The organism is Pseudomonas sp. BF-R-30, assembly GCF_019956175.1.
GTDB lineage: Bacteria > Pseudomonadota > Gammaproteobacteria > Pseudomonadales > Pseudomonadaceae > Aquipseudomonas > Aquipseudomonas jessenii.
On the sequence record NZ_JAHBDE010000038.1, the window covers coordinates 1 to 26869 of the forward strand.

Genomic DNA, 26869 nt, shown 5'->3' on the forward strand with positions numbered 1-26869 from the left:
CGAATGCGCTGGGTCAGTCGACACAGTTGTCGTCTGACCCAGCGCATTCGCGAGCAAGCCCGCTCCCACAGGGGATTTTTGTCGTTTTGGAAATCCGGGTTCAGTGGCGGTTGCGCCCCATCCGGCACGCAATCTCGAACGCCTGGCGGATCGCGCCGACGTTGGCCTTGCCCTGCCCCGCGATATCAAACGCAGTGCCATGGGCCGGGGTGGTGATCGGGATCGGCAACCCGCCCTGCACCGTCACCCCACGGGAGAAGCCCATCAGCTTGATCGCGATCTGACCCTGGTCGTGGTACATCGTCACCACTGCGTCGAAGGCACTGGCATCGCCCTGGACCTTGAGGAAAATCGTATCGGCCGGATAAGGTCCGTCCGCCGCGATTCCCAGCGCCTGGGCCGAGCGGACCGCCGGGCCGATGATGTCCAGCTCCTCGCGACCGAACGAGCCGTTGTCGCCGTTGTGCGGGTTCAGGCCGCATACGCCGATCCGCGGCTTTTCCAGTCCGTTGCGCTTGAGCGCCGTGTCGATCAGTTGAATCGCCTCAACCACCCGTTGCTGGCTGAGCAGGCCCGGCACATCGGCCAGGGCCACGTGGGAGGTCACCCGTGAAGTCCAAAGGTTATCGAGCACGTTGAATTCGCAGAACGGCCCGTGGAAATCCAGCAGCTCGGCGAACCAGTGCAACTCGTCACTGTGGGCCATGCCGGCCATGTGCAACGAGGTTTTGTTCAACGGGCCGAACAGTACCGCATCAGTGGTGCCGGCCTCGGTCAGGCGCAGGGCTTTTTCCAGGGTGTCGAGGCTGTAGCGACCGCCGATCACACTGGCTTCGCTGCGAGGAAACTCACCGATGGTGTCGCCACGAAAGTCATAGAACAACGGCGTGTCATCGACGAATGCCAGATGCTCCAGGGACTCGACGCGACGATAGGGAAACTCCATCCCGGCGATGCGCATGCCTCGACGCATTTCCGCTTCGTCGGCAATCAGGATCACATTAGCCTGGCTGCGCACTTCGGGCTCGCCGAGCAGGCGGGCGATCAGCTCAGGGCCGATGCCCGCCGGGTCCCCAAGGACCATCGCGATGGTGGATTTGCTCATGCTTCACTCCTCAAGGGTTCAGGCTGCGCCCGGTCGATGGCGCAAGGTTCGCAGCGATAGACCCGCTGCGCGTTGCTGTAGAAAAGTCGCTCCTGATCGGCCGTCGGCAGATCGGCGACGATGGATTTGAAACCGCTGTAGATGTCATCGAACGAGCCGCAGAGGCTGTCCACGGGGAAGTTGCTGGCGAACATCGCCCGGTGGCTGCCGAACATCGCGATCACTTCGCGCACGATCCAGGCGTTGTCCTTGGCGCGCCAGCGCTGGCCGCCCTGCCCCAGACCGGAAATCTTCACCTGCACATTTGGCCACTGTGCCAGTCGCGCCATCGCCAGACGCCATCCCGCCAGGCCTTCGGCACTGCGGTCGTTGGGCAATCCGGTATGGTTGAGAATCAGCGTGATACCGGGAAAATCCCGGGCCAGGCGCTCGGCCTCGTGCAGGTTCCACCAGGGTGTCTGCAAGTCGAAATGCAAGCTCAGCCCTTCGAGCGTGGCGTAACTGCGGCGCCAGCGTTCGTCGCTCATCAGGCTGCGCATATGCCCGACTTGTTGCGGCGTGGCCGGCCCGCCGGGTTTGTGCCGCACGCTGCGCACATGCTTGAAGCGCGCCTGTGCGGCCAGGACATCGATGGCGTCCGGGTGGTCGAGCCAGGCTTGCGCCACGATCGCATTGGGCACGCCGTAGCGAGCGGCCAGTTGTTCGATGAATCGGGTTTCGCCAATCGGGTCCTTGGGGTTCCATTCGGTCTCGACGTACACCGTTTGCACCACGCGATGCTCGCCGGCATCGGCGAAGTAATCCTCGGGAAAATAGCGACGCTTGATGGCGCTGTAGTCACCGTATCGAAACGGGATATTGGCCTGGGGCGCGAGCCAGGGGTGATCGTTGACGGTCGGGTCCCAGAAGTGATGATGGGCGTCGATGATCGGGCCGTTCCATAACGCATTAGTCATGACGCACCTCATCCAGGCTGATGAACAAGGTCGCCAGCACGAAGACTGCCGAGCACGCAGCGAAGAACCCGAGCACCGGAGCAAAGCCACCGGTCGCTTGCAGGATCACCCCCACCAGAATCGGTACCGCGATGCCGCCCGTGCTGCCGGCCATGTTCATCACGCCGCCGATCAGGCCGACCCGCGCCGGCGCCGCCAATAGCGCCGGGAAGCTCCAGTAGAGACTGCCCCACATCAGGAAAAACGCGGTCATGGCCAACAGCGCCACCGCCGCAAAAGAATTACTCAAGGTCGGCAGCAACAGGAACGCGCCCAGAGCCACCAGGCCGGAAAACGCCAGCAGGCTCTTGACCGCCACACCGCGGCTGACGCCTTTGCGGATCAAGCCATCGCAGAGGAAACCACCGGTCAACGAGCCGAGCGCACCGCAAACGAAGATCACGAAGGTCGCCGCACCAATGCCCTTGATATCAAAACCACGGGCCTGGGCCAGGTAACTCGGGCCCCAGGTCAGCAGGCCGAAATACACCATGGCCCAACTGGCCCGGCCGATCAGCAAACCGCTCAGGGAACGGGCCGCGATGCCCAGGCCTTTGACCGCTACCCGCGCGGCTTCGGCAGCGGGAGTGGCGCGACCGGCGTTGATCTTCTCCAACTCATCTTCATTGACCTGCGGATGACTGGCCGGGTCATCGCGCAGGTAACGCCGCGCCAGCCAAGCCAACACCAGGGTCGCAATACCGGCGATCACAAACGCCAGGCGCCAGGAGTCCAGGGAGGCAATCAGCCAGGCAATGATCAACCCACCAAGGGCCACGCCCAACGGGCTGCCACTGTCCATCAGCACCGCCCCGCGACTGCGCTCGCTCGGCGCCAGCCACAGGGAAATCAGTTTACCGCCCGACGGGAACAGCGGTGCTTCGGCGGCCCCCAGCGCAACCCGGGCAAACAACAACGACAAGCCGCCGGTGGCGAACGCCGCCAGCACCTGAAACGTGCCCCACAACCCGGTGGACCAGCTGATGACCCGGTGCGGACCAAATCGATCAATCAACCAGCCGCCCGGAATCTGCAACAACGCATAGGCCCAGAAGAAGCTGCTGAGGATCAGCCCTTGCAGGCTCGGTGACAGGGAGAATTCATGGGCGATGGTCGGCATCGCGATGGACAGCGACACCCGGTCGATCAGGTTGACCATGGTCAGCGCGAAGATGATCGCGAAGATCCGCCAACGCACGTTGCTGGCCTTGGCGGTGGAGCTCTGCGCGGGTACCGCGGCCTGGGGCTGGATATCTGCACCGGCCAGATTCAGGGATGCACTGGAACGAGCCATGGTGCGTACCTCTTTTATTATTTTTGTGGAGACAGCAGCGCCGCTTCCTGGCGACGTTTGTGAGCACTATCGAAGGCTCGGTGATAACCGTCTAATCAAAACTTGAAATCAGGCGATAGCCTCGAGTTATGTCATGCCCTGCTTTCAATGCCCTTTCAACCATGCACGCCCTTCACTGTAGGAGCGAGCCAGCTCGCGATGGACTTCAACAAAAACGCTTGTTTCCTGAGTTAACGCAGCGCCCTTGAGTACATCGCGAGCAGGCTCGCTCCTACAGAAGTGCCTGTTCGTTTGCCGAGCTATAACCCCAGGCTATCGGTGTATGTATTGTTTTGACTAGACGCCGTGCCCGCACCTTCACACACTCAGCCCAGGCTTGCGGCTTCACGGCACAGTCAAGTCGCTCATAACAATTACAAGAACATAAAAACGAGGCTCTTCCATCATGCGAAATGCATTCGTCCGTCGCACCTCCCGTCTGTTTCTCGGCTGCACCCTGATCACCGCCAGCGCCCTTCCCGCTTTTGCTAACGCCTGGCAACCGGACAAGAACGTCGAAATCGTCGTCGCCGGTGGCCCCGGTGGTGGCACTGACCAGCTCGGTCGCCTGATCCAGTCGATCATCACCACCCACAAGCTGCTCGACGTGAACACCATCGTCCTGAACAAGGGCGGCGGCAACGGTGCCGAAGCCTTCCTCGACATGAAAATGAACAAGGGCGATGCCGAGAAACTGGTGATCGGCACCAACAACATCTACCTGTTGCCTCTGGTGTCCAAGCTCGGTTACCAGTGGCAGGAGCTGACCCCGATTGCCGCCGTGGCCGAGGATGACTTCATTCTCTGGAGCTATAAGGGCGCGCCGTGGAAGGATGCGAAAAGCTTCTACGAAGCGGTCAAGGCTGACCCGTCGAATCTGCGCATGGGAGGCAGCCAGTCCAAGGACGTCGACCAGACCCTGACCCTCCTGCTGAACCAGACCAACAACAGCAAACTGGTGTACATCCCGTTCAAGAGCGGCAGCGAGGCCGCGACCCAATTGGCCGGAAAACACATCGCCGCCAACGTCAACAACCCCAGTGAAAGCATCAGTCAATGGCGTGGCGATCAGGTCCAGCCGCTCTGCGTGTTCAGCAAGGAGCGCATGAGCTACACCGACAAAGTCGCCGGCGACAAGTCCTGGGCGGACGTGCCGACTTGTCACGAACAAGGTCTGGGCATCGATCAGTATCGCTTCCCGCGCACCGTGTTCATGCCCGGCGAAGTCACCGCCGAACAGCGGGCGTTCTATGTCGAGCTAATGCGCAAAGTCACGGAAACTCCGGAGTTCAAGGCCTACGTCAAGCAGAACGCTCTGGTGCCGACCTTCCTCGAAGGCGAGCCACTGACCGCCTACATCGAAAAAGACACCGCCCGCGTCACCCCGGTGTTCAAAGAAGCCGGTTGGTTGAAAAACTAAAGTTGTCACGACCGCTCGCCTGCGGGCGGTCGTCATCTGCTGGAGGTGTTTCATGTCCCATTCTTCGGATTCACCGGCACGGGTCGGCACCCGTTGGGTCGAACTCGGCCTGGCGTTGTTCACCACCCTGATCGGGGTTGTGGTGATGTTCGGCAGCGTCGAGCAAGGCATCGGCTGGGGGGATACCGGCCCCGAGCCGGGTTACTTCCCCTTCTACATCGGCCTGATGTTGAGCGCCGCGAGCATCGCCAACGGCGTGTTGACCGTGGTGCGCTGGCAAGCATTGAGCGTTGCGTTCGTCAGTTACAGTGCATTCAAACAAGTGATGTCGGTGTTCATCCCGATTGCGCTGTTCGTCGGCACCATGCCCTTCACCGGCATCTATGTGTCCTCGGCGTGTTTCATTGCCTGGTTCATGTGGCGTGACAAAGTGCGCGCCAAACCGTACAGCAAATGGATGATTGGCAGTGTGTCCCTGGGCGCGGTGCTCGCCAGTTACCTGATTTTCGCGTTGTGGTTCAAGGTGCCGCTGGATGCCGGCCCACTGGGCGACTGGATTGCCCTGGCCGGGAGAAATTTCAAATGAGCGAGTTCGATTCCCTGCTGCAAGGCATGAACCTGATCCTTACGCCGGGCCATATCGGCCTGATGGTGATCGGCGTGCTGCTGGGCATCCTGGTCGGCGTGTTGCCCGGTCTCGGTGCCCCCAATGGCGTGGCGCTGTTGCTGCCGCTGACCTTCACCATGTCACCGGTGTCGGCGATCATCCTGTTGTCGTGCATGTATTGGGGCGCGCTGTTCGGCGGCTCGATCACCTCGATACTGTTCAACATCCCCGGAGAGCCCTCATCGGTGGCGACCACCTTCGACGGATATCCGATGGCTCGCGAAGGCCGCGCCGCCGAAGCGCTGACCGCCGCGTTCAGCTCGGCCTTGATCGGCGCGCTGTGCGGTGTGTTGCTGCTGACTTTTGTGTCGACCCGGATTGCCGAATTCGCCATGTCCTTCAGTTCGCCGGAGTTCTTCGCGGTGTACCTGTTGGCGTTCTGCACCTTCATCGGCATGAGCAAGAACCCGCCGCTGAAAACCATGGTGGCGATGATGATCGGTTTCGCCATGGCGGCGGTCGGCATGGACACCGTGTCCGGCAACCTGCGCCTGACATTCGACCAGCCGATCCTGATGACCGGCATCAGCTTCGAAGTCGCGGTGATCGGTCTGTTCGGCATCGGTGAAATCCTCTGCACCGTCGAGGAAGGCCTGGTATTCCGTGGTGAGCATGCGCGGATCACGCCGATGGTGATTTTGCGCACCTGGGCGAAATTGCCGCGCTACTGGTGGACGATTGTGCGCAGCACCCTGGTCGGTTGCTGGATGGGCATCACCCCGGGCGGACCGACCGCCGCGTCATTCATGAGCTACAGCCTGGCCCGGCGTTTCTCGAAGAACCGCGAAAACTTCGGCAAGGGCGAAATCGAAGGGGTGATCGCCCCGGAAACCGCCGACCACGCCGCCGGCACCAGTGCCCTGCTGCCGATGCTGACACTGGGCATTCCCGGTTCCGCTACGGCCGCGGTGATGCTCGGTGGCTTGATGATCTGGGGCCTGCATCCGGGGCCGACGCTGTTCGTCGAGCAACACGATTTTGTCTGGGGCCTGATCGCCAGCATGTACCTGGGCAACGTAGTGAGCCTGATCGTCGTGCTGGCCACTGTGCCGTTGTTCGCTTCGATCCTGCGCATTCCGTTCTCGATCATCGCGCCGATCATCATCATGGTCTGCGCCATCGGTGCCTACTCGGTGCACAACTCGTTCTTCGACGTGGTGCTGATGCTCGGCTTCGGTGCGCTGGGTTATCTGTTCAAGAAACTCGGCTACCCGATTGCGCCGCTGGTGCTGGCGGCGGTGCTGGGGGACAAGGCAGAAGATGCGTTCCGCCAGTCGATGCTGTTCTCCGACGGGCACCTGGGGATCTTCTGGTCCAACCCGTTGGTCGGCAGCCTGACCACGGCAGCGCTGCTGATGCTGTTCTGGCCGTTGATTTCCAAAGCGCTGCAAAGCCTGATGGGCCTGCGCAAATCCCACGTTGCCAAGGCAAAATCGGTGCTGTGACACAGCAATGCTGGCAACGCCTGGCATTTGTTGTCAGGCTTGCCACAGTCCTTCTTTCGAGCACGGCCAATGACCCGAATTCCTGATGCCAATGTGATCCACAGTCGACTGCGCCTGCGCCAACTGCGGTTGATGCTGGCGTTGCAGGAATTCGGCTCGTTGCGCCGCGCCGCCGACCACATTGGCATGACCCAACCGGCTGCGACCAAAATGCTCCATGAAGCCGAGGACCTGTTGGGCGTCGAGCTGTTCGAGCGTCTGCCCCGGGGCATGCGCTCTACCCCGTTCGGGGAAACGGTCATCTACTACGCGCGTATGGTATTCGCCGAACTCAGCGGCATGCGTGAAGAACTGGTCGCTCTCGAATCCGGCAACCTTGGCCGGGTCGCGGTCGGGGCCATTCCGGCGCTGGCCTCGGGGCTACTGACCCGCACCATCGCCACCTTGAAACAAAGTCACCCGCGCTTGTCGATGAGCATTCAGGTCGACACCAGCGACGTACTGGTGCAGGCACTTTTACAGGATCAACTGGATATCGTGCTGGGGCGGATTCCGGCCGGTGCCCGGGCCGAAGAGCTGCTGTTCGACAGCCTTGGCGAGGAAGCTCTGTGCGTGATTTGCGGCGCACAGAATCCATTGGCGAAGGCCACGCAACTGAGTTGGGCCGAATTGCAGAACATGACCTGGGTGCTGCAACAACAGCCCAGCCCGATGCGCGCGATCATCAACCAGGTATTCCACAACGCGCGGGTCGACATCCCGAGCAGCATCGTCGAAACCACGTCGATCATGACCTTGCTGTCGTTGATCCAGCAGACCGACATGCTCGGCGTCACACCGCTGTCGGTGGTCGAGGATTATCCGGGTCGGGATTTGCTCGCGGTGCTGCCGATCAAGTTCGAGGCGCGACTGCCGCCTTTCGGGCTGATCACCCGGCGCCATCGCATTCAGTCTTCAGCGATGCAGGCGTTCATGAATTCGGTGCGGGCCGAGCATGCACTGGCCAAATGATAAAGGCCCGGAGCATTGCTCCAGGCCTTCTCGGGTTTACCCGCAATTACACGGTTTTACGGAAGACGAACACCAGACCGACAATGATCAGCAGCATGCCGAACAAGCTCAACATCGCCAGGCGATTGCCGAAGATCAGATAATCCATCACCGCCGTTACCGCTGGCACCAGGTAAAACAGGCTGGTGACATTCACCAGATTGCCTTGAGCAATCAAGCGGTACAGCAACAACGTTGCCAGCACCGACACCACCAGCCCCATCCACAACACCGGCAGGATGAAACCGCTGCTGTGCTCGAAGTGAAACGGCTGGAAGGGTACGAAAATCCCGCACAACAGCAGTCCGGCCAGATACTGCACCGGCAGTGTGCCGAGGGGATTGTCGGTGATGCGTTTCTGCATGATCGAACCGAACGTCATGCTCGCCAGCGCCAGCAGACCGAAGAGCATGCCCGCCAAAGACATGCCGGCCAAACCGATGCCCTGGTAAACCACCATGATCAACCCGGCCAAGCCTAGCGCCAGACCGAACATCCGGCTTATTGATCGGTGCCGCTCCATGATCACTACGGTGAGAATCGGCTGCACGCCCATGATGGTCGCCATCACCCCGGGCGTGACTTTAAGGTCCAGGGCCAGCAGATAGAAAATCTGATACGCCCCCAACAACACCACGCCGGTGACCATCGCATACAGCATCGGTTTGCCGCCCTTGGGCAACCTCAGCTTGAGCAACGGCACCAGCAACACCAGGCCGCCCAGGGCGATGACGAAACGGAACATCAGGAAGGCAAAGGGCGACGCGTGGGCCAGCCCCCATTTGGAGAAGATCGCCCCGCTGCTCCACAGCAGAACGAACAGGCTCGTGGACGCCGCCGCGAGCGCGGAGTTTTTCGAAAGGACAAACATGAATACCACCTGTAGTCAGGCAAAAAGCCAACTCAGCCGAAGCTGAAATTCAGTCGTTTTTTTCAGGCGGGCGCTTTTTCAGACGTGCTTGGGAACAGCAGAGAGCAGCTGTTCAGCCCGAAATGCCAACGCCTGGCGGTGAGACCACCGCGCACACTGGTGTGCGACTGACAGGAGGGGGGTAATGACTGATCTGCCCCGGCTGCTGATTCCCGCACGGCACGACGCCAGCGTTGACCGCTGAATCGACTACCGCGTTGATGAGGGATGCAGGCATTGGGCTGATCTTTGTTCGAGGGATAAAAAAGTGAGTCCGAAACTCACCGTGCGCCGACTATAACCAGCGTTCGACATGGATTGCAACGACTCGACCAAAAGGCCAGCTACGACAGTCGGTACAGAGTCTGCATTGTGCGGTTGGAGGGGTATTCAGGGATTGCGCGAAAACCTGTAAAAACCGCTCACAACGAGCGGTTCTTTTATTCTGTATCCAGCGTTAGCCAAACAACCAATACCCCAACAACATCAGCACCAGCACCGCCAGTACCGGACGCAGTACACGGTAGGCCTTGGGATTGCGCCGCTTCCATTGCTTGACCACACCACTGAGTTTATCGCTGGAGTTCTTGCTCCAGGCATAGACCCGGTTGATGCCTCCCACTCGCTCGTCATCAAGGTTCTGCGGTGCCGTCGCACGACCTAGCCAGGCGCTGATACTGCGATTGATGCGGGTCATGAAGCGATTGCTCAGCGGACGTTCGATATCGCAGAACAGTATGACACGGGTCTTTTGCGTTTCATTCTTGACCCAGTGCACGTAGGTCTCGTCGAACATCACGTCTTCACCATCGCGCCAGGCGTAAACCTGACCATCGACAAAGATGCGGCAACCATCGGAATTGGGAGTGGACAGGCCCAAGTGATAACGCAGGGAACCGGCAAACGGATCGCGATGCGGATTGAGGTGGCTGCCGCCCGGCAGTAGCGCGAACATGGCGCCTTTGACGCTGGGGATGCTGTTGACCAGTTGCACGGTTTTCGGGCACAAGGCTTCGGCGGAAGTCAGCGGTTTGTCGTACCACTTGAGATAGAAACGCTTCCAGCCCTTCTTGAAGAACGAGCCAAAGCCGGCGTCGTTGTTCTTTGCCGCCGCGCGGATATACCCCTCGTCGAACAAGTGCATCGCTTCGTCGCGAATCACCTCCCAGTTGTCCTTGAGTACATCAAGTTCCGGGAACTTGCTGCGATCCAGATACGGTTTCGAAGGTACACCGGAAAACAGGTACATCAGGGCGTTATAGGGGGCGAACAGTGCCGAATGGTTAACGAACTGGCGCAAAACCGGCAGGCGCGTCTTGCCGCGCAAATGCACATAGAGGGTGCTACCGAGAAACAGCAACAACAACGAGGCTTTCGCGGCAAACGACGGGATCATCGACAACTCCTTTGAAGATAAACGGCACCGCACCACGTCCATTGCCCGACGTGGCTACCAGCATGATAAACACTACCGCCCCGGTGAAAACCTGCACTTTTCAACATTCAATGTTAATGAATGTGCAACAAAGCACTTATTAACATAAGGTGCCTGAACGCTGGCTGATGCAATCCATCATCAACCGGAACAGATCAATGGATCGCAACCAGCGATAACGCCTCAACCGTCAGCGCCAGTCACGATCCGCCAATATCTGGCACTTACTGGCGATTCTCCTGTTCGGTAAACAGATCACTGAACAGCATGCTCGACAGGTAACGCTCACCGGAATCCGGCAAGATCACGACAATGGTCTTGCCCTGCATTTCCGGGGTCTCCGCCAGTCTTACGGCCACCGCCATGGCGGCGCCGCTGGAAATCCCGCACAAGATTCCCTCTTCCTGCATCAAGCGCAAGGCCATGGCCTTGGACTCTTCGTCACTGACCAGTTCCACCCGATCGACGATCGACAAATCGAGGTTCTTCGGCACAAAACCGGCACCGATGCCCTGGATCTTGTGCGGGCTCGGCTTGATTTCTTCACCCGCCAGGGCCTGGGTGATCACCGGCGACACCACTGGCTCCACCGCCACCGAAAGTATCGGTTTGCCCTGGGTGTTCTTGATATACCGTGAAACCCCGGTGATGGTTCCACCGGTTCCGACACCTGCCACCAGCACGTCGACCGCGCCGTCGGTATCGTTCCAGATCTCCGGGCCGGTGGTTTTTTCGTGGATGGCCGGGTTGGCCGGGTTGTCGAATTGCGCCGGCATGAAGTACTTCGACGGGTCGCCGGCAACGATTTCACCGGCCTTCTCGATGGCGCCTTTCATGCCTTTGGCCGGCTCGGTCAACACCAGTTCGGCGCCCAGTGCCTTGAGTACCTTGCGGCGTTCGATACTCATGGACGCCGGCATGGTCAGCATCAGCTTGTAGCCACGGGCGGCGGCCACGAAGGCCAGGCCGATGCCGGTATTGCCGGAGGTGGGTTCTACGATGGTCATCCCCGGCTTGAGTTTGCCGCTGCCCTCGGCATCCCAGATCATGTTCGCACCGATCCGGCACTTGACCGAGTAACCGGGGTTGCGCCCTTCGATCTTGACCAGGATGGTCACACCACGCGGCGCAATACGATTGATCTGCACCAGCGGCGTATTACCGATGGAGTGGGCGTTGTCAGCGAAAATGCGGCTCATGGCTGGGTCCTTAACGACAGCATTGAAATAGGGCATCAAGGTAAGCCTCTTGCCCGCAGGCGTCCAGTCGGGTCGAACGTCCGCTTATCAGTGCAGTCAATGGCTTTAGACAGCCAGAGATTTGCCGCCATGAAACGTCGATACAGCTGGCCCCTGTGGACCCTCGCCGGCCTCGGTCTGCTGCTGGTTGCCTTGCACATTGCCCTGCCCTACATCGTGCGCGATTACCTCAACGAGAGATTGGCGAACATGGGTGACTACCGCGGCCAGATTACCGACGTGGACCTGGCCCTGTGGCGCGGCGCCTACAAAATCAATGGACTGAAAATCGTCAAGGTCAATGGCAAGGTCCCCGTGCCTTTCGTCAATGCGCCATTGATTGACCTCTCCGTCAGCTGGCACTCGCTCTGGCATGACCACGCAGTGGTGGCCGAGGCGCAGTTCGACAAACCCGAGGTCAACTTCGTCGATGGCGCCAACAAGCAAAATTCCCAGACCGGCGAGGGTACCGACTGGCGAGCACAATTAGGCAAGCTGCTGCCCATTACCCTGAACGAAGTGCGGATCAACGACGGCAAGATCAGTTTTCGCAACTTCAACTCCAAGCCACCCGTGAACATGAATGCCACAAAAGTGGATGCCAACATCTACAACCTGACCAACGTGGTCGACACCAAAGGCAAGCGTGATGCGCGCTTCGAAGGCAAAGCCCTGCTGCTGGGGCACGCACCACTGGAAACCACAGCCACATTCGATCCCTTGAGCGACTTCGAAGACTTCGAGTTTCGCTTGCGCACCACGGATATCGAGCTCAAGCGCTTGAACGACTTCGCCGCGGCCTACGGCAAGTTCGACTTCAACGCCGGCCATGGCGACGTGGTGATCGAAGCCTCAGCCAGCAAGGGGCGACTGACCGGCTATATCAAGCCATTGCTGCGCGATGTTGACGTGTTCAACTGGCAGCAGGATGTGCAAAGCGAGGACAAAGGGCTATTCCGCTCGATTTGGGAAGCCCTCGTCGGTGGTACCGAGACCGTCTTGAAAAACCAGGGCAAAAACCAGTTTGCGACACGGGTCGAGCTCAAGGGTAATGTGCATCAGCAAGATGTCAGCGCATTCCAGGCTTTTTTACAGATTTTGCGCAATGGTTTCATCCAGGCATTCAATGCGCGGTATGAACGGCCAAAGCCGGATGCAGGCTGAGTCACCAAGTGACGCCCCATTCAGAGACTGAATAAGCCGTCTGCGTTCACAGTCGACCGGACACCGCGTTATAGTCGGGGCTGACTCTTTTATTGCTCCCCCGCCCTGCCTCGTACAGGTCGGCGTTACCGTTCGAGGATTAGCAGATGAAGTTCGAAGGCACCCAGGCCTACGTCGCCACCGATGACCTGAAGCTGGCGGTCAACGCCGCCATCACCCTGGAGCGGCCGTTGCTGGTCAAGGGCGAACCGGGCACCGGCAAGACCATGCTCGCCGAGCAACTGGCCGAATCCTTTGGCGCCAAGCTGATCACCTGGCACATCAAATCCACCACCAAGGCCCACCAGGGCCTGTACGAGTACGACGCGGTCAGCCGCCTGCGCGATTCGCAGCTCGGCACGGAAAAGGTCCACGACGTTCGCAACTACCTGAAAAAGGGCAAGCTCTGGGAAGCCTTCGAATCCGAAGAACGAGTCATCCTGCTGATCGACGAAATCGACAAGGCCGACATCGAATTCCCGAACGACTTGCTGCAAGAACTCGACAAGATGGAGTTCTACGTTTACGAGATCGACGAGACCATCAAGGCCAAAAAACGTCCGATCATCATCATTACCTCCAACAACGAAAAAGAGCTGCCGGATGCGTTCCTGCGCCGCTGCTTCTTCCACTACATCGCTTTCCCGGATCGCGTAACGATGCAGCGGATCGTCGACGTGCACTACCCGGACATCAAGAAAGACCTGGTCAGCGAAGCGCTGGACGTGTTCTTCGACGTACGCAAGGTGCCGGGCCTGAAGAAGAAGCCTTCGACCTCCGAGCTGGTGGACTGGCTGAAGCTGTTGATGGCCGACAACATCGGCGAAGCGGTGCTGCGCGAGCGTGATCCGACCAAGGCCATCCCGCCGCTGGCCGGTGCGCTGGTCAAGAACGAACAGGACGTGCAACTGCTGGAGCGTCTGGCGTTCATGAGCCGTCGCGGCAGCCGATAAGGGTCAACGCCATGTTGCTCAACCTGTTCAATGAAATGCGTGCAGCCAAGGTGCCGGTCTCGGTGCGTGAGCTGCTGGACCTGATCAACGCGCTGAAACAACGCGTGACCTTCGCCGACATGGACGAGTTCTATTACCTGTCCCGGGCGATCCTGGTGAAGGACGAAAAGCATTTCGACAAATTCGACCGGGCGTTCGGTGCCTACTTCAATGGCCTTGAAAAACTCGACGACCACTTGCAGGCCTTGATTCCCGAAGACTGGCTGCGCAAGGAATTCGAGCGTTCGCTGACCGACGAAGAGCGGGCGGCGATCCAGTCCCTGGGTGGCCTGGACAAGCTGATCGAAGAGTTCAAGAAACGTCTGGAAGAACAAAAGGAACGCCACGCCGGTGGCAACAAGTGGATCGGCACCGGTGGCACCAGCCCGTTCGGTTCCGGCGGTTTCAACCCGGAAGGCATTCGGGTCGGCGATGCCGGCAAGCGCCAGGGCAAGGCGGTCAAGGTCTGGGACCAGCGCGAATACAAGAACCTCGACGATTCGGTCGAGCTGGGCACCCGCAACATCAAGGTCGCCCTGCGGCGCTTGCGCAAGTTTGCCCGACAGGGCGCGGCCGAAGAGCTGGACATCGACGGCACCATCGACCATACCGCCAAGGATGCCGGCCTGCTGAACATCCAGATGCGGCCGGAGCGGCGTAACACCGTCAAGCTGTTGCTACTGTTCGACATCGGCGGCTCGATGGACGCCCATGTGAAGATTTGCGAGGAGCTGTTCTCGGCCTGCAAGACCGAGTTCAAGCATCTGGAGTACTTCTACTTCCACAACTTCATTTATGAATCGGTGTGGAAGAACAACATGCGCCGCACCTCCGAGCGTACTTCGACCATGGACCTGCTGCACAAGTACGGCGCCGACTACAAAGTGATCTTCATCGGTGACGCCGCCATGGCGCCCTATGAAATCACCCAGGCGGGCGGCAGCGTCGAGCACTGGAACGAAGAAGCCGGTTACGTGTGGATGCAGCGGTTCAAGGAGAAGTACAAGAAACTCATCTGGATCAACCCGTATCCGAAGGACACGTGGGGCTATACCTCTTCGACCAACATCGTGCGGGACTTGATTGAGGACCAGATGTATCCGCTGACCCTTCGCGGGCTGGAGGAAGGGATGCGGTTTCTGTCCAAGTAGAAATTCGTCGCCTGTGGAGGCCTCTTCGCGAGCAAGCCCGCTCCCACATTGGTTTTGTGCACGACACAGATCAAATGTGGGAGCGGGCTTGCTCGCGAAGCTTTTAGCCTTTCAAAAAGCGCTGCAAGTACTCGACCTGTTCACGATGAGCGACATCCTGCACCACCGGCCGCAACCGCACCCGCGCCCCTGGCAGGCACTGCGCAAGCCGCGCCAGCGCCAACGGTGTCAATGCCCCCAATCGCGGATAACCACCGATGGTCTGCCGATCATTGAGCAACACAATCGGCTGCCCGTCAGGCGGCACTTGCACCGCCCCCAACGGAATACCTTCGGAAATCATCGGTTTGCCCTGGTACTGCAGCGCCGTGCCCAACAGGCGAATGCCCATCCGGTCGGCTCGGCTGTCAAGACTCCACACGCTGTTGAACGCATCGAACAGACTCTGCCCGCTGAACTCGCCAATCTGCGCACCCAGCACCAGATCCAGCAATGGCTCGCCGGTGAAGTCCGGCACGCATTGGCTTGGCAACTCCCGCAGCAATACCAGCGAGTTCCCCGAGTAGCTCAAGGACGCGCCTTTACCCAGCGCATGGCCCATTCCGTCCAGGCCACCCAGTTCCTCACGGACCACCGTCGCGCTGCTGCCCAGCACTTTCGGTGCATCAAACCCACCCGGCGCCGCCAGATAGGCCCGGGCGCCGAGTAGCGGCCGGGTGAATTGCAAACGCTGACCTTTGTGCAACCTGAAACTGCGCCATGGCGCCAGCGCTTCGCCGTCCACCTGCGCGCCAAGATCCGCTCCGGCCAAGGCCAGCACGCAATCTTCCTCGGCCGCGAGGGTGAATCCGCCAAGGGTGATTTCGATTACCGGCGCATCCAGCCCGTTGCCCAATAGCCAGTTGGCCCAGGACATCGAACGCCAATCGGCGGCTCCGCCCTGGGTCACGCCCAGATGCCGCACGCCGAATCGACCGGCATCCTGCAACAGGCACAGCGCCGTACTCGCTTCAATGGTCAGACGGCTCATGCCTGGGCCTCCAGTGGCGTATCGTCACCGCCCAGATTAATGAATTCGGCATGGCCAACTGCTTCGAACCGTACGGTGTCACCGGGTTGCATCAGGCTGTAGCCGTCACGGTTGCGATCGAACAATTTGGCCGGTGTGCGGCCGATCAGGTTCCAGCCCCCCGGCGACACCACCGGGTAGGCTGCCGTCTGCCGTTCGGCGATGCCGACACTGCCGGCGGCGACTTTCTTGCGGGGCGTGTTCAGACGCGGCGCGGCAAGCACCTCTTCCACCAGCCCCATGAAGGCGAAGCCCGGCGCAAAGCCCAGGGCAAACACCTGATATTCACGCTCGCAGTGACGACGGATCACCTCCTCCACCGCCAACCCGCTGCGTTGCGACAACAGGCTCAATTCCGGACCGACGCTCAAGTCGTACCACACCGGCAACACATGGCAGGTACCGCGCGTACGCGCATTGGGCGACAGATCGATCAACGCCTGGGCAATCAATTCCCGGGCCTGGGCAGGACTCAGCGCGGTCAAGTCGTAATGCACCATCAAGGTGGTGTAGGACGGCACCAGATCGATCAGATGCCCGGCAAATGCCGTGCGCAGACTTTCACTGGCCGCCAGCATCCACGGCATGTTGGTTTCGGCAATTTCATCGAACAGGCGCACCATCAGGCAGTCCAGCGCCACCACTTCCACCCGCAGCTTCATGACGCGCTCTGCCGGTTCAAGGCTTCACGGATGCGTTGCACGGCAGCGACCGAACTGGCGTTGTCGCCGTGCACGCACAGGGTATTGGCCTGCAAATGCAGGGCGCTGCCATCGCTGGCAGTGAGCGGATCGCCACGGGCAATGGTCAGCGCCTGCTCGATGATTTTTTCCGGATCGTGATGCACCGCTCCCGGCAGTTGTCGCGACACCAGTCTGCCGGCGCTGTCATAAGCGCGGTCGGCAAAAGCCTCGAACCACAGGGTCACGCCGTATTCATCGCCCAGTTGTTGGGCGGCGCTGTTGTCGCGGGTGGCCATCAACATCAACGGCAGGTTGCGATCATAGGACGCTACCGCTTGCAGCACCGCGCGCAGTTGTGCCGGGTTGGCCATCATGTCGTTGTACATCGCGCCATGGGGTTTGACGTAACTGACACGACCGCCCTGGGCCCGGCAGATGCCGTCGAGGGCGCCGATCTGGTAATGCAGAATGTCTTGAAGTTCCTGGGGGGCATAGGCCATGGATCGACGGCCGAACCCCACCAGGTCCTGATAGGCCGGATGCGCGCCAACTTGCACACCGTGGCTGAGGGCCAGGCTGACGGTCTTGCGCATGATGCTCGGGTCGCCGGCGTGAAAACCGCAGGCGATGTTGGCGCAATCGATGAAGGGCATGATTTCCGCGTCCAGACCCATGGTCCAGCTGCCGAAACTCTCGCCGATGTCGCAGTTCAATAGCAGGCGGCTCACACTGAACACTCCTGTAGGCTTTATTCTTTTCAGCTGCGGGACATATCTGTAAGACAGCCCCGCAGATTATCAGTTACTGGGCGTCGAGTTGCTTGCCACGGGTTTCCGGCAAACTCAAGGCCGCGAGGATCACCACGCCGTAGGAAACCGCCGCAAAGGCACCGATGCCTACACTCAGCGGCACAGTCTGGCTGAGCAGGCCAATCAACAGTGGAAACAACGCCGCCAGCGCCCGTCCGATGTTGTAGCAAAAACCCTGGCCCGAACCGCGAATGCGCGTGGGGAACAACTCGGTCAGGAATGCACCCATGCCACTGAAGATCCCGGAGGCAAAGAAGCCCAGCGGAAAGCCCAGCCACAGCATCACGCCGTTGCTGACCGGCAGTTGCGTGTACAGCAACACAATGGTGAACGAGCCGACGGCGAACAGGATGAAGTTCTTTTTACGTCCGAGGATGTCGGTCAAATAGGCGCTGATGACATAACCCACGTAGGACCCGACGATCACCATCGCCAGATAACCGCTGGTATTGAGTACGCTCAAACCACGCTCGTTCTTCAGGAAAGTCGGCAACCAGGAAGTGATCGCGTAGTAACCACCCAGCGCACCGGTGGTCAGCAACGAAGCGCGAATCGTGGTGAAGAGCATGCCGGGGGCGAAAATCTCGTAGAACTTCGACGGGTTGCTCGGCTCCTGCCTGGCTTTGGCTTCACGATAGATTTCCGGGTCCTTGACCAGGCGACGGACGAATATCACGAAGATTGCCGGCACGATGCCGAGGATGAACAGCGCGCGCCAGGCGTCTTCCGGTGGCAATACCGAGAACAGCAGCGCATACAGAATCGCCGTCAACCCCCAACCCAGCGCCCAGCCGGACTGCACCATGCCCACGGCCTTGCCACGGTCCTTGGCTCGAATGACTTCACCGATCAGCACCGCGCCGGCCGTCCACTCGCCGCCGAAACCGAAGCCCATCAGGGTCCGCGCAATCAGCAGTTGCTCGTAGCTCTGGGCAAAGCCGCAGAGGAAGGTGAAGAAGGCAAACCACAACACCGTCAGTTGCAAGGTGCGCACACGACCGATGCGGTCGGACAGAATCCCTGCCACCCAACCACCGATGGCCGAAGCGATCAGTGTACTGGTATGAATCAGCCCGGCTTGACCGGTGGTGATGCCCCACATGGCGATCAGGGTCGGCACCACGAAGCTGAGCATCTGGGTGTCCATGCCGTCCAGGCCATAGCCGATCTTGCAGCTCCAGAAGGTGCGGCGTTCCTGCTGATTGATGTTGCGATACCAGTCGAAAGGTCCCGGGCGGGCCGAGGCTTTCGAAATGGCAGTGGTGTCGGGCGCACTCATGGCAAATCTCCGCGCTGATTTTATTGGTATTGTTCTGAGCCCCGACGACGCCTATCGTGGGAACCGGATGCGTCGATTTTTGGACGCGCGCCCCTGCTGCGTCCAACTAATAAAAACCCGCCTTAGACATAAGAAATCTTTATCCCATGAACCTGAAGTTTCTCGAGACCTTTGTCTGGGTCGCCCGACTCAAGAGTTTCCGCCTGACCGCCGACAAGCTCTTCACCACTCAGGCCTCGATTTCCAGCCGCATCGCAGTGCTTGAAGGTGAACTCGGGGTAAAGCTGTTTCTGCGTGACTCGCGCGGTGTGAGCCTGACGCCCGAAGGCCTCAAGGTGCTTGATTACGCCGAGCAGATGATGGACACCATGCAGGCGCTCAAACAGTCGATCGAGACCCGCTCGAGCAAGGCCGGGCGGGTGCGCATCGGCGTGATGGACACAGTGATCCATACCTGGCTCAGCCCGTTGGTGGCGCAGATGACCGATCACTACCCGCTGGTGGAAATCGAGCTGGTGGCCGATACCTCGCTCAACCTCTGCGATCAGCTGCAAAAAGGCTTTCTCGATGTGATCCTGCAGACCGACCTGCTGCGCCAGGAAAGCGTGCGCAGCCTGGAACTGGCCAGCCACCCCATGGGCTGGATTGTCGCCAGCAACTCGATCTACAACCGAAATTACACGAACGTCGCCGAACTGGCGCGTGAGCGGATTATCACTTATTCGAAAAACTCCCATCCACATCAGGAAGTGCTGGCGCTGATGCAGGCCAATGGCGTCATGACACCGCGACTGAACTGCGTGAATTCGGTGTCGGCCATCACCCGTTTGTTGCGCGACGGCTTCGGCATCGGCGCATTGCCACCGGTGCTGGTGGCCGAGGAACTGGAGCGGGGGGAATTGACCTTGCTGGCCATCGACCAACGCCCGCCCAACCTGCAAGTGGTGGTGTCATGGCGGGTCGGCGCGGAGTGGGTCGAGGAGATCGTGACGTTGTGCCAGCACGTGGTGGAGAACTATGCGCAGAAGGTGGGCGAGCACTACATGGTCTTGAGCAAACCCCTGGCCAGCCTCTGAAAAGGAGCGCCCCACAGCACAACAAGCAATTACTATCATTTGCATTAATATTTTGAAAATGTATTCTCTGCGCGCATTCAGCTAAACCACTGTCCAGAAGGAATCGGACTTGATGCGCGCTTTCACGCAAAGACAGCAGCAACTGCTCTCACACTGGAGCGAAGCCTTCGGCACTCAGGCCTTCCAGTCTCGCCGCATCACCCCCGACCATTTGAGCTATGCACCGGCGCCCGCCGCGCTGCGCTGCTTCCAGCATCTGATCCCGCTTATATCTTGCGTCTCATCGAGAGCGTTGCCTGGCTCTGCGCCTTGACACTGGCGGCCACGGCGCTGGCTTACGAATGGCTGGGGGTTCTCGTCTCCGGGGCATCTGGCAAGGCGCACTGTTCCCCATCACCTAGGCACTGATCGCCAACACCGTGTTTTCAAGCCAGCAGGGTTTTGCCCTCGGGATCCGCCGGGTGCGCTCATTCACCTCCACATCCGGCCCCGCAAATTTGCCTAGCCACACTTATCACGACTAAAAAAAGACCACCTCATGACCCGAACCAAACTTTCCTTGCTGATTCCGTTGCTCGGCTCCGTCAGCGTCCAGACCTGGGCCGAGGACAGCGACCAGCAACCCGGCACATTGAACATGCAAGCCACCGTCGTTTCCGCGACTCGCAGCGAAGCGAGCATTGCCTCGATTCCTGGCTCGGTCCAGGTGATCGACGAGCAACAGATCCGCGAGCAGAGTGGCGCGGGGCGTCGGGTCTCCGACATTCTGGGGCAACTGGTTCCCGGACTGGCGCCGTCCAGCGGCGGGATGAGCAACTTTGGCCAGACCCTGCGCGGGCGCAACATGCTGGTGTTGATCGACGGCGTGTCGCAGAACGCCACGCGTGACAACTTCCGCCAGCTCAACAGCATCGCGCCGGCCAGTATCGAACGCATCGAGGTGGTTTCCGGCGCCAGCAGCATTTACGGTGCCGGTGCCTCAGGCGGCATCATCAACATCATCACCAAGCGCAATCAGGGTCAGGACCTTGCCTACAGCAGCAAACTGGGCCTGACCAGCGGCAACAACCTCAACAGCAAGGGTTTCGCCTACGAGGCCTTTCAGAGTGCGACCGGGCGCAAGGATGCCTTAGACTGGTACGTGTCCGCCGACCTGACCCAGCGCAACGACCAGTATGACGGCAACGGCAATCGCATCCCTCAGGACACGTCCCAGGGCAGCAACATGGACACCGAAACCTATGACCTGCAAGGTCGTTTCGGTTACGAACTGGATGCCGACAAAAAACTCAGCCTGTCGCTGCAGGACTACAAGGATCAGCAGGACACCGGCTACACCAAAGACCCGAAAAACCCGCAGCAAGCCGTGGCGGTCCAAGGGCTGAAACTTGATGACCAACCCTATACCCATAACCAGGCGGCCAACCTCAACTACACCGACAACGACTTCTACGGCCAGGGCCTGCAACTGGAAAGTTACTGGCGCCGGGCCGACGCGTTGTTCTTCCCGGACCTGTCGCGAGGCAAGGCCGGGATCGCCGACAATAACAGCGTGCAGGATGTCTACGGCCTGCGTGCGGCCATCGACACGCCGTTGCCGGCCATCGGCAGCGCCACAGGCAACCTGGTCTGGGGCGCCGACTATGATCACGAACGCTCCCGCCAGCGTGGTGACCAATACACCCTCAAAGGGCTGACCTACACCAAGACCGGCACCACTTACGAGATGGGCCCGGATATCGAAACCACCACCAAGGCGCTGTTCGGGCAGATGTCCTGGGACATCGGGGACTGGACCTTGCGTGGCGGTGTGCGCCGCGAATGGATCGAAAGCGAGGTCTCCGACAGCATCGCCTACGGGCAGATCGTGCAGACCGGCGTACGCGCCGTCCTGCCCGGTGACACCCTCAAATACGACGCCACGCTCTATAACCTGGGCGCGGTCTATCACCTGAGTGAGCATCAGGACGTCTTCGCCAATTTCAGCCAGGGCTTTTCGCTGCCGGACATCCAGCGCTTCCTGCGTGACGTGAGCAGCACCTTCGACATCCAGAGCCTCAACGCCCAGGCCATCAAGGTCGACAGCTATGAGCTGGGCTGGCGCGGTGACTGGGACCGGTGGCAGGCCGACGTCACCGTCTATGAAAACACCTCGGACGTGACCCAGTTCTACGATGCCAATAGCCGTGTCTTGCGTCTGATCAATCAGAAGGAGCGGGTTCGCGGCATCGAAAACAGCCTGACCTACCGCGCAACCGATCACTGGTCGGTGGGTGGTACCTATGCCTGGGCCAAGGGCGAGACCCAGCAGAACGGGAAATGGATCGATCTGCCGGCAACACGTATTTCACCGGCCAAGACCACGCTATTCGTCGGCTACACCGAAGACGACTACAGCCTGCGCCTGCAAGGCATGCACCTGTCCAGTTACGACGCTGCGGCCAAGGACAACAACGGGCGCGACATCGAAGGCTATACGCTGGTGGACCTGCTCGGCTCCGTGTACTTGCCGGTCGGTCGCCTGGAAGGCGGGGTGTACAACCTGACCAACCGCACGTACGTCAACCTGTTCGCCCAGGCCAACGCCAAAGCGCCATACCCCAACGCCGAAGGCCGTACCTTGAGCATGAGCTATTCGATAGATTGGTAATCAACCGAGGAGCCGGCTTGCCGCCTCCTCGACGTTCGACGGGGTTACAAACCGCGCAAATCCCGCTCTTCGATCGGCCGGCTCTGGCGCAGACGCTTGCCGCCCAGCACCACCCAGTCGATCAGTCGGAACAGGCACTCGATCCCGAACGACAGCAGCAAGGCGCCGCTCATGCCCCAGACCATCGCTTCGGGCGTCAACAGGATCTGGTAGCTGTAGCCATTCCAGGTTTCCTTGCGGATATCCGGATCGGCGGCCAGCACCACTTGCAGGAAGCGGATGTACCACGGGCCCTGCATCGCCTGGAATTGCTTGTCCAGCGCCACCTGACGGGTCAGCAGGTTGCCCAGGCTGTCGGCGTCGCTGCGAAAGATCGGGTCTTCGCTGGCGCGGTAATGCGCGACCAGAGCCTGCATGTCACCCTTGAAGAACTGATTGGCGGTGTTCTGGAAGCCGCTCAGACTGGCCTGCGCCTCGATCAGGTGGGCCTCGACCCGTTTGGTGTAATCGCTGATGAAGCCCGGTACCTGGACACCGATCAACAGGCCCGCCGCAAACAACACCAGCCGTAGATAACTGAGCAACATGCAAGGAGTCCTTATTCGGTCTGGCCCTGGCTGACACATTCGCCGCGTCGCCACAGGCTCCATTGACCCGGTTCGTAACGGGTCCAGGTTTCGTTTTCGGTCAGGGGTTCGGTGGCGATGACGGTCACCACATCGTTAGGCGTGGTTTCGGCCTGAAAGTCGACGATCACGTCGACATCTTTCAAGCGCGCCGGGCCAAACGGTGCACGACGGGTGATTTGCGCCAGCTTGGTCGAGCAATAGCAGAACAGCCAGTCACCGTCGCTGAGCAGGCAGTTGAACACGCCTTTGCTGCGGTATTCGGCGCACGCTGCCACCAGATCAGGCAGCAGCTCTTCGACCTCGACCGGCTCGGGGAACGCCGCACGCACACGGTTGAGCAAATCGCAAAACGCTGCTTCGCTGTCGGTATCGCCGACCGGGCGATAGAAACTGGCCACTGGCTGGAAGTCCGCCAACTGGCCGTTATGGGCAAAACACCAGTTGCGCCCCCACAGCTCACGGACGAACGGATGCGTGTTGGACAGGGAGACCTTGCCGACGTTGGCCTGGCGGATGTGCCCGATCACCACTTCGCTCTTGATCGGATAGCGCTGCACCAGGTTCGCGACCTCCGACTCGCAGCTCGCCGCGGGGTCCTGGAACAGCCGTAGCCCACGGCCCTCATAGAAGGCAATGCCCCAGCCATCGCGGTGCGGGCCGGTGCGTCCGCCGCGCTGCATCAGCCCGGTGAAGCTGAACACGATATCGGTCGGGACATTGGCGCTCATGCCCAATAACTCACACATGCTCGGACTCTCGCTCAATCGCAGGGGGCAAGGTTACAGACGGGGTTCGACTCGCATCCGCTGAGGAGTGCTCGGCACGGGCGGACGACCGTAACGATCATCGCCGGCACCGCCGAACGGTTGATCGTCCTCGGGCTCGTCGGCACGGACGGCGGCTTTGGCGGCGGCAGCCTGTTCCCTGCGGGCATTGGAGGCACGCTCGATGGGGAAACGGATCGCCACCAGCACCAGATAGAAGCCGAACGCGATCATGCCGTACATGAACAGATCGGAAATCGCCCGCCAGGCGTTGTTGCCGACCTTGAACAGCAGGTCGAGCGCGGTAATGGCGAGAGCCGGTGCGACTTTATCCTTGACCGGGTCGATGATGGTCGGGCTGAACAGCAGCACGACCATCGCCAGCCGTAGCGGCTCACGCAGCCAACGCCACATCCAGCGGGTCAAGCGCATCCACACCAACAGGCAGCCCAAAGCGGCGAAGGCGTAGAGGCCCCAAGCGATCAGATAGTCGTTCTCGGTCATGGTGTCCATGGCAAGGCAGGCAAGTCGGGTGGAGACAGGCCATTACTGGCCTGCCTCCCCCTAAGAACCGTACGTGCGCCTTTCAACGCATACGGCTCAAGTCTTTAGAAAGCCCCTTGCGGAGCCGGTTTGTTCACTGTCAATCCACGGCTGTGAAGCTGTTGGTGACAAATAGGATGCAATAGTACCCGGTTATCCAGGGTGTCTCTACCGCCATGAGTGCGGTGGATAATGTGATGGTCATGCCATCCCGTTTCCTTCGTAATCGGTTGTTTGCACATCAGACACAGTCCTTTCTGGCTTTGATAGAGACTGAGAATCTGTTTGCGATACTTCAGCTTTTTCAGCATCTGTGCCGTCCGCAGCTTCTCGCCCATTTCTTCCATGGAGGGGTCGAAGGGGTTGTACTCCCCACTAACCTTCCTGTGTCGTTCGATCGGTGTACTCGCAAGCGAATACAGAGCGACCTCCTTTTTCGTCCCGTTTTCCTCCAACATCGTGGTGGCAAACACCCAACTTCTGCTTCCTTGAATTCGGAAATACTTCTTCCCGATCCATTGCAGTGACTTGTTCGGGTGCCGCCGCTTTGCCCAACGCCATAGAGCATGAAACAACAAATTATCCATGCGGCTGTAGGCCTGCTTGGCTACTACAGGCTGGTGATACAGCGCCCAGCCTTTCAAGATGGGATTGAGCAATCGAATCAAATACTCCTGCTTCACCATCTTGTTGGCGTCGATGACATCCTTCACCTTGTGATAGAACGCCTTGACGTTCTTCTTACTCGGTTTGATCAGAAGCTTCCCGTCGTACTTACGGAAATTCCAACCCAGAAAGTCGAAGCCTTGATCGGTATGGACGATATGTGTTTTCTCAGGGGATAACTGCAACCCGCGTACTGCCAGGAATTGCTCCACCCAAGGTCTGATTTCGCTTGCCAGTACCTCTTTCGAGTTTCCAGTAATCACAAAATCATCCGCATACCGCACCACGTTGATCTTCAGCTTTCTGGCCCTTGTCACGCCCAGATACTGCTTGAGCTGTGTTTCCAGACCATCGAGCGCCGTATTTGCCAAGGTAGGCGAGATAATCCCGCCTTGTGGCGTACCAGCATCCGTTGCCTGTAGCTGGCCTTTATGAATCACGCCAGCCTTCAACCATTTCCGAAGAATCGCTTTGTCCATAGGGACGTTGGCGAGCATCCAGTCATGATTAATGTGATCAAAGCAGCCTTGTATGTCCGCCTCCAGTATCCATTGGGCCGAGACCTTCTTGGACAGGCAAACAAACAACTGACCCATCGCATCCGCCGTGGAGCGTTCGATCCTGAAGCCGTAGCTATTCGGATCGCCCTTGGTTTCTGCAATGGGGGCCAGAGCCAGCAAATACAGCGCCTGCATAGCCCTGTCAGTCATGGTTGGGATACCCAAAGGGCGTTCCTTCCCATTCGACTTCGGAATGAACACACGCCGTAAAGGTCGTGGCTTATATCCGTGACGCTTCAACCCATTTGCCGCTTTCCATTTTGCGTCGGGTGTATCCCAGAGCACGCGGTCGACTCCCGCCGTGCGCTTACCCTGGTTTTCAGTGACTCGCCGTACGGCCAAGTATCTGGCCGATCGAGAGCGGGTCAGCATCCGTTGCAGGGCTTTCACCCTGCGCCATTTGCCTTCCCGACAAGCCTTCGCAATCCGCACCTGCATTGCCCGAACATTCCGCTGAACACGACACCAATCGATGTCATGCCATTGTTGCGGAGTGCCAGAAAGCGCAGGCACGGCCATTTGGCTGTGCTCTATCATGCTGCCTTCCTCTCAAGTTTCCCCGAGCAGAAGACGTACGCATCCCCTGACGGGAATGGACGCTCCCGTCAGGGTTGGATTAGTAGGAGGCCCAATACTGCTGGGTCTCTAAGATCATTGAGACAGGTTCAGTCAGAGTTCATGCGACGAAAGACCACGCAGAAGTCTGCCCAGTTTCCCGTGGGGTAATGTCCCAACCCCTATCCGAGCCATTACAGCCCGGCTTTCGCTTTCTCTGCGATCCCATACCCACACAGCCAACAGATCCCCTTGCGGTTCACCTGCCCGAAGGCGGCCATACGGGCTTACCACGTTCCCTGCCTGTCACACGATTGGTTTAGGGCCTGCCTTTTCACCGATGGTCCTATGACGACGTACCTCAAGCCTCTACAGAGGTATCCGACCACGTGCCTTTTGGCTCAAGCCTGACAGCAGTTTTGGCTTGTTCATAATTACGGCGTTTATCAGCAGTTCACTTACGTTACCCATGCCAACCAGCCTAGCGTCTCAACCCGGTACTGCTCCGAGTATCTATGCTTTACCTCGCGGCAAAAGCACACCCTGACGGGGACTACATTGTGAGAAGAGCTTCACACCTCACCGTTACCAGTGACGCATGTCTTCCTAGGCTATCGTTGGTCGCACAACGAGTCCGCTGCC

Annotated in this window: 23 protein-coding genes and 1 pseudogene; 10 read left to right on the forward strand and 14 right to left on the reverse strand. The window is 59.6% G+C overall.

Annotated elements, in window-relative coordinates:
* Positions 1-100: 100 nt before the first annotated feature.
* The 3 genes from KGB20_RS19430 to KGB20_RS19440 are packed head-to-tail and all read right to left on the reverse strand — an operon-like array spanning position 101 to position 3394.
* Entirely contained in the window at positions 101-1105 is a 1005-nt protein-coding gene (locus KGB20_RS19430) for a 4-hydroxythreonine-4-phosphate dehydrogenase PdxA (protein ID WP_154946943.1), read from the reverse strand.
* On the reverse strand, positions 1102-2061 hold the full coding sequence (locus KGB20_RS19435) for an amidohydrolase family protein (protein ID WP_154946944.1): 960 nt from the start codon (positions 2059-2061) through the stop codon (positions 1102-1104). The genes KGB20_RS19430 and KGB20_RS19435 overlap by 4 nt, the downstream gene beginning before the upstream one ends.
* Entirely contained in the window at positions 2054-3394 is a 1341-nt protein-coding gene (locus KGB20_RS19440; protein WP_150814865.1) for an MFS transporter, read from the reverse strand. The genes KGB20_RS19435 and KGB20_RS19440 overlap by 8 nt, the downstream gene beginning before the upstream one ends.
* Before the next feature lie 445 nt (positions 3395-3839).
* Here KGB20_RS19440 and KGB20_RS19445 point away from each other — a divergent pair, with 445 nt between their 5' ends.
* The 4 genes from KGB20_RS19445 to KGB20_RS19460 all read left to right on the forward strand — a co-directional run bounded on the left by KGB20_RS19445 (position 3840) and on the right by KGB20_RS19460 (position 7976).
* Positions 3840-4853, forward strand: coding sequence for a Bug family tripartite tricarboxylate transporter substrate binding protein (locus tag KGB20_RS19445; RefSeq protein ID WP_150814866.1), 1014 nt, complete (start codon positions 3840-3842; stop codon positions 4851-4853).
* Between the two features lie 52 nt (positions 4854-4905).
* Positions 4906-5439, forward strand: a complete 534-nt coding sequence (locus KGB20_RS19450) for a tripartite tricarboxylate transporter TctB family protein (protein WP_150814867.1) — start codon at positions 4906-4908, stop codon at positions 5437-5439.
* On the forward strand, positions 5436-6965 hold the full coding sequence (locus tag KGB20_RS19455) for a tripartite tricarboxylate transporter permease (protein ID WP_154910889.1): 1530 nt from the start codon (positions 5436-5438) through the stop codon (positions 6963-6965). The genes KGB20_RS19450 and KGB20_RS19455 overlap by 4 nt, the downstream gene beginning before the upstream one ends.
* A 69-nt stretch (positions 6966-7034) precedes the next feature.
* Positions 7035-7976: a LysR family transcriptional regulator gene (locus KGB20_RS19460; protein WP_150814869.1), complete on the forward strand. Its 942-nt coding sequence runs from the start codon at positions 7035-7037 to the stop codon at positions 7974-7976.
* Positions 7977-8022: 46 nt separating this feature from the next.
* On the opposite strand, the gene KGB20_RS19465 is transcribed toward KGB20_RS19460, so the two are convergent.
* The 3 genes from KGB20_RS19465 to cysK form a co-directional block, all read right to left on the reverse strand.
* Positions 8023-8886, reverse strand: coding sequence for a DMT family transporter (locus tag KGB20_RS19465; protein ID WP_154946945.1), 864 nt, complete (start codon positions 8884-8886; stop codon positions 8023-8025).
* A gap of 496 nt (positions 8887-9382) precedes the next feature.
* Complete coding sequence (locus tag KGB20_RS19470; RefSeq protein WP_150814871.1) at positions 9383-10321, reverse strand: aspartyl/asparaginyl beta-hydroxylase domain-containing protein; 939 nt, start codon at positions 10319-10321, stop codon at positions 9383-9385.
* 263 nt (positions 10322-10584) lie between these two features.
* Positions 10585-11559 (reverse strand): cysteine synthase A, encoded by a 975-nt coding sequence (gene cysK, locus KGB20_RS19475; RefSeq protein ID WP_090453716.1) that lies wholly within the window; start codon positions 11557-11559, stop codon positions 10585-10587.
* 129 nt (positions 11560-11688) lie between these two features.
* Between cysK and KGB20_RS19480 the strand changes: the two genes are divergently transcribed.
* From KGB20_RS19480 to KGB20_RS19490, 3 genes are all read left to right on the forward strand, one after another.
* A complete protein-coding gene (locus KGB20_RS19480) occupies positions 11689-12762 on the forward strand; it encodes a DUF748 domain-containing protein (protein ID WP_057715988.1) in 1074 nt (357 codons plus the stop codon).
* Between the two features lie 146 nt (positions 12763-12908).
* Positions 12909-13754, forward strand: coding sequence for an AAA family ATPase (locus KGB20_RS19485; protein WP_057715989.1), 846 nt, complete (start codon positions 12909-12911; stop codon positions 13752-13754).
* 11 nt (positions 13755-13765) lie between these two features.
* Positions 13766-14944, forward strand: coding sequence for a vWA domain-containing protein (locus tag KGB20_RS19490; RefSeq protein ID WP_008055445.1), 1179 nt, complete (start codon positions 13766-13768; stop codon positions 14942-14944).
* A gap of 103 nt (positions 14945-15047) precedes the next feature.
* Here the strand turns inward: KGB20_RS19490 and KGB20_RS19495 are convergent, their stop codons facing one another.
* The 4 genes from KGB20_RS19495 to KGB20_RS19510 all read right to left on the reverse strand — a co-directional run bounded on the left by KGB20_RS19495 (position 15048) and on the right by KGB20_RS19510 (position 18784).
* A complete protein-coding gene (locus tag KGB20_RS19495) occupies positions 15048-15974 on the reverse strand; it encodes a biotin-dependent carboxyltransferase family protein (protein ID WP_154946946.1) in 927 nt (308 codons plus the stop codon).
* Positions 15971-16675 carry a 5-oxoprolinase subunit B family protein gene (locus KGB20_RS19500; protein WP_154860798.1) on the reverse strand — a complete coding sequence of 235 codons (705 nt, stop codon included), beginning with the start codon at positions 16673-16675 and terminating at the stop codon, positions 15971-15973. The genes KGB20_RS19495 and KGB20_RS19500 overlap by 4 nt, the downstream gene beginning before the upstream one ends.
* On the reverse strand, positions 16672-17424 hold the full coding sequence (locus KGB20_RS19505; RefSeq protein WP_057715992.1) for a 5-oxoprolinase subunit PxpA: 753 nt from the start codon (positions 17422-17424) through the stop codon (positions 16672-16674). The genes KGB20_RS19500 and KGB20_RS19505 overlap by 4 nt, the downstream gene beginning before the upstream one ends.
* Positions 17425-17497: 73 nt before the next feature.
* Positions 17498-18784 carry an MFS transporter gene (locus tag KGB20_RS19510; RefSeq protein WP_154910882.1) on the reverse strand — a complete coding sequence of 429 codons (1287 nt, stop codon included), beginning with the start codon at positions 18782-18784 and terminating at the stop codon, positions 17498-17500.
* Between the two features lie 146 nt (positions 18785-18930).
* On the opposite strand from KGB20_RS19510, the gene KGB20_RS19515 reads away from it, so the two are divergent.
* From KGB20_RS19515 to KGB20_RS19525, 3 genes and pseudogenes are all read left to right on the forward strand, one after another.
* Positions 18931-19860, forward strand: coding sequence for a LysR family transcriptional regulator (locus KGB20_RS19515; protein ID WP_154910881.1), 930 nt, complete (start codon positions 18931-18933; stop codon positions 19858-19860).
* Between the two features lie 261 nt (positions 19861-20121).
* A pseudogene (locus tag KGB20_RS19520) lies at positions 20122-20384 on the forward strand (MFS transporter); the annotation flags it as partial.
* Between the two features lie 14 nt (positions 20385-20398).
* Positions 20399-22510, forward strand: coding sequence for a TonB-dependent receptor (locus KGB20_RS19525; RefSeq protein ID WP_150814874.1), 2112 nt, complete (start codon positions 20399-20401; stop codon positions 22508-22510).
* 44 nt (positions 22511-22554) lie between these two features.
* On the opposite strand, the gene KGB20_RS19530 is transcribed toward KGB20_RS19525, so the two are convergent.
* The 4 genes from KGB20_RS19530 to ltrA form a co-directional block, all read right to left on the reverse strand.
* Positions 22555-23097 carry a DUF2937 family protein gene (locus tag KGB20_RS19530; protein ID WP_057715995.1) on the reverse strand — a complete coding sequence of 181 codons (543 nt, stop codon included), beginning with the start codon at positions 23095-23097 and terminating at the stop codon, positions 22555-22557.
* 11 nt (positions 23098-23108) lie between these two features.
* On the reverse strand, positions 23109-23885 hold the full coding sequence (locus KGB20_RS19535) for a class II glutamine amidotransferase (protein ID WP_090453698.1): 777 nt from the start codon (positions 23883-23885) through the stop codon (positions 23109-23111).
* 33 nt (positions 23886-23918) lie between these two features.
* Entirely contained in the window at positions 23919-24416 is a 498-nt protein-coding gene (locus KGB20_RS19540; RefSeq protein ID WP_154860800.1) for an MFS transporter, read from the reverse strand.
* A 95-nt stretch (positions 24417-24511) separates the two neighbouring features.
* Complete coding sequence (ltrA, locus tag KGB20_RS19545; protein WP_150757528.1) at positions 24512-26209, reverse strand: group II intron reverse transcriptase/maturase; 1698 nt, start codon at positions 26207-26209, stop codon at positions 24512-24514.
* Positions 26210-26869: the final 660 nt, after the last annotated feature.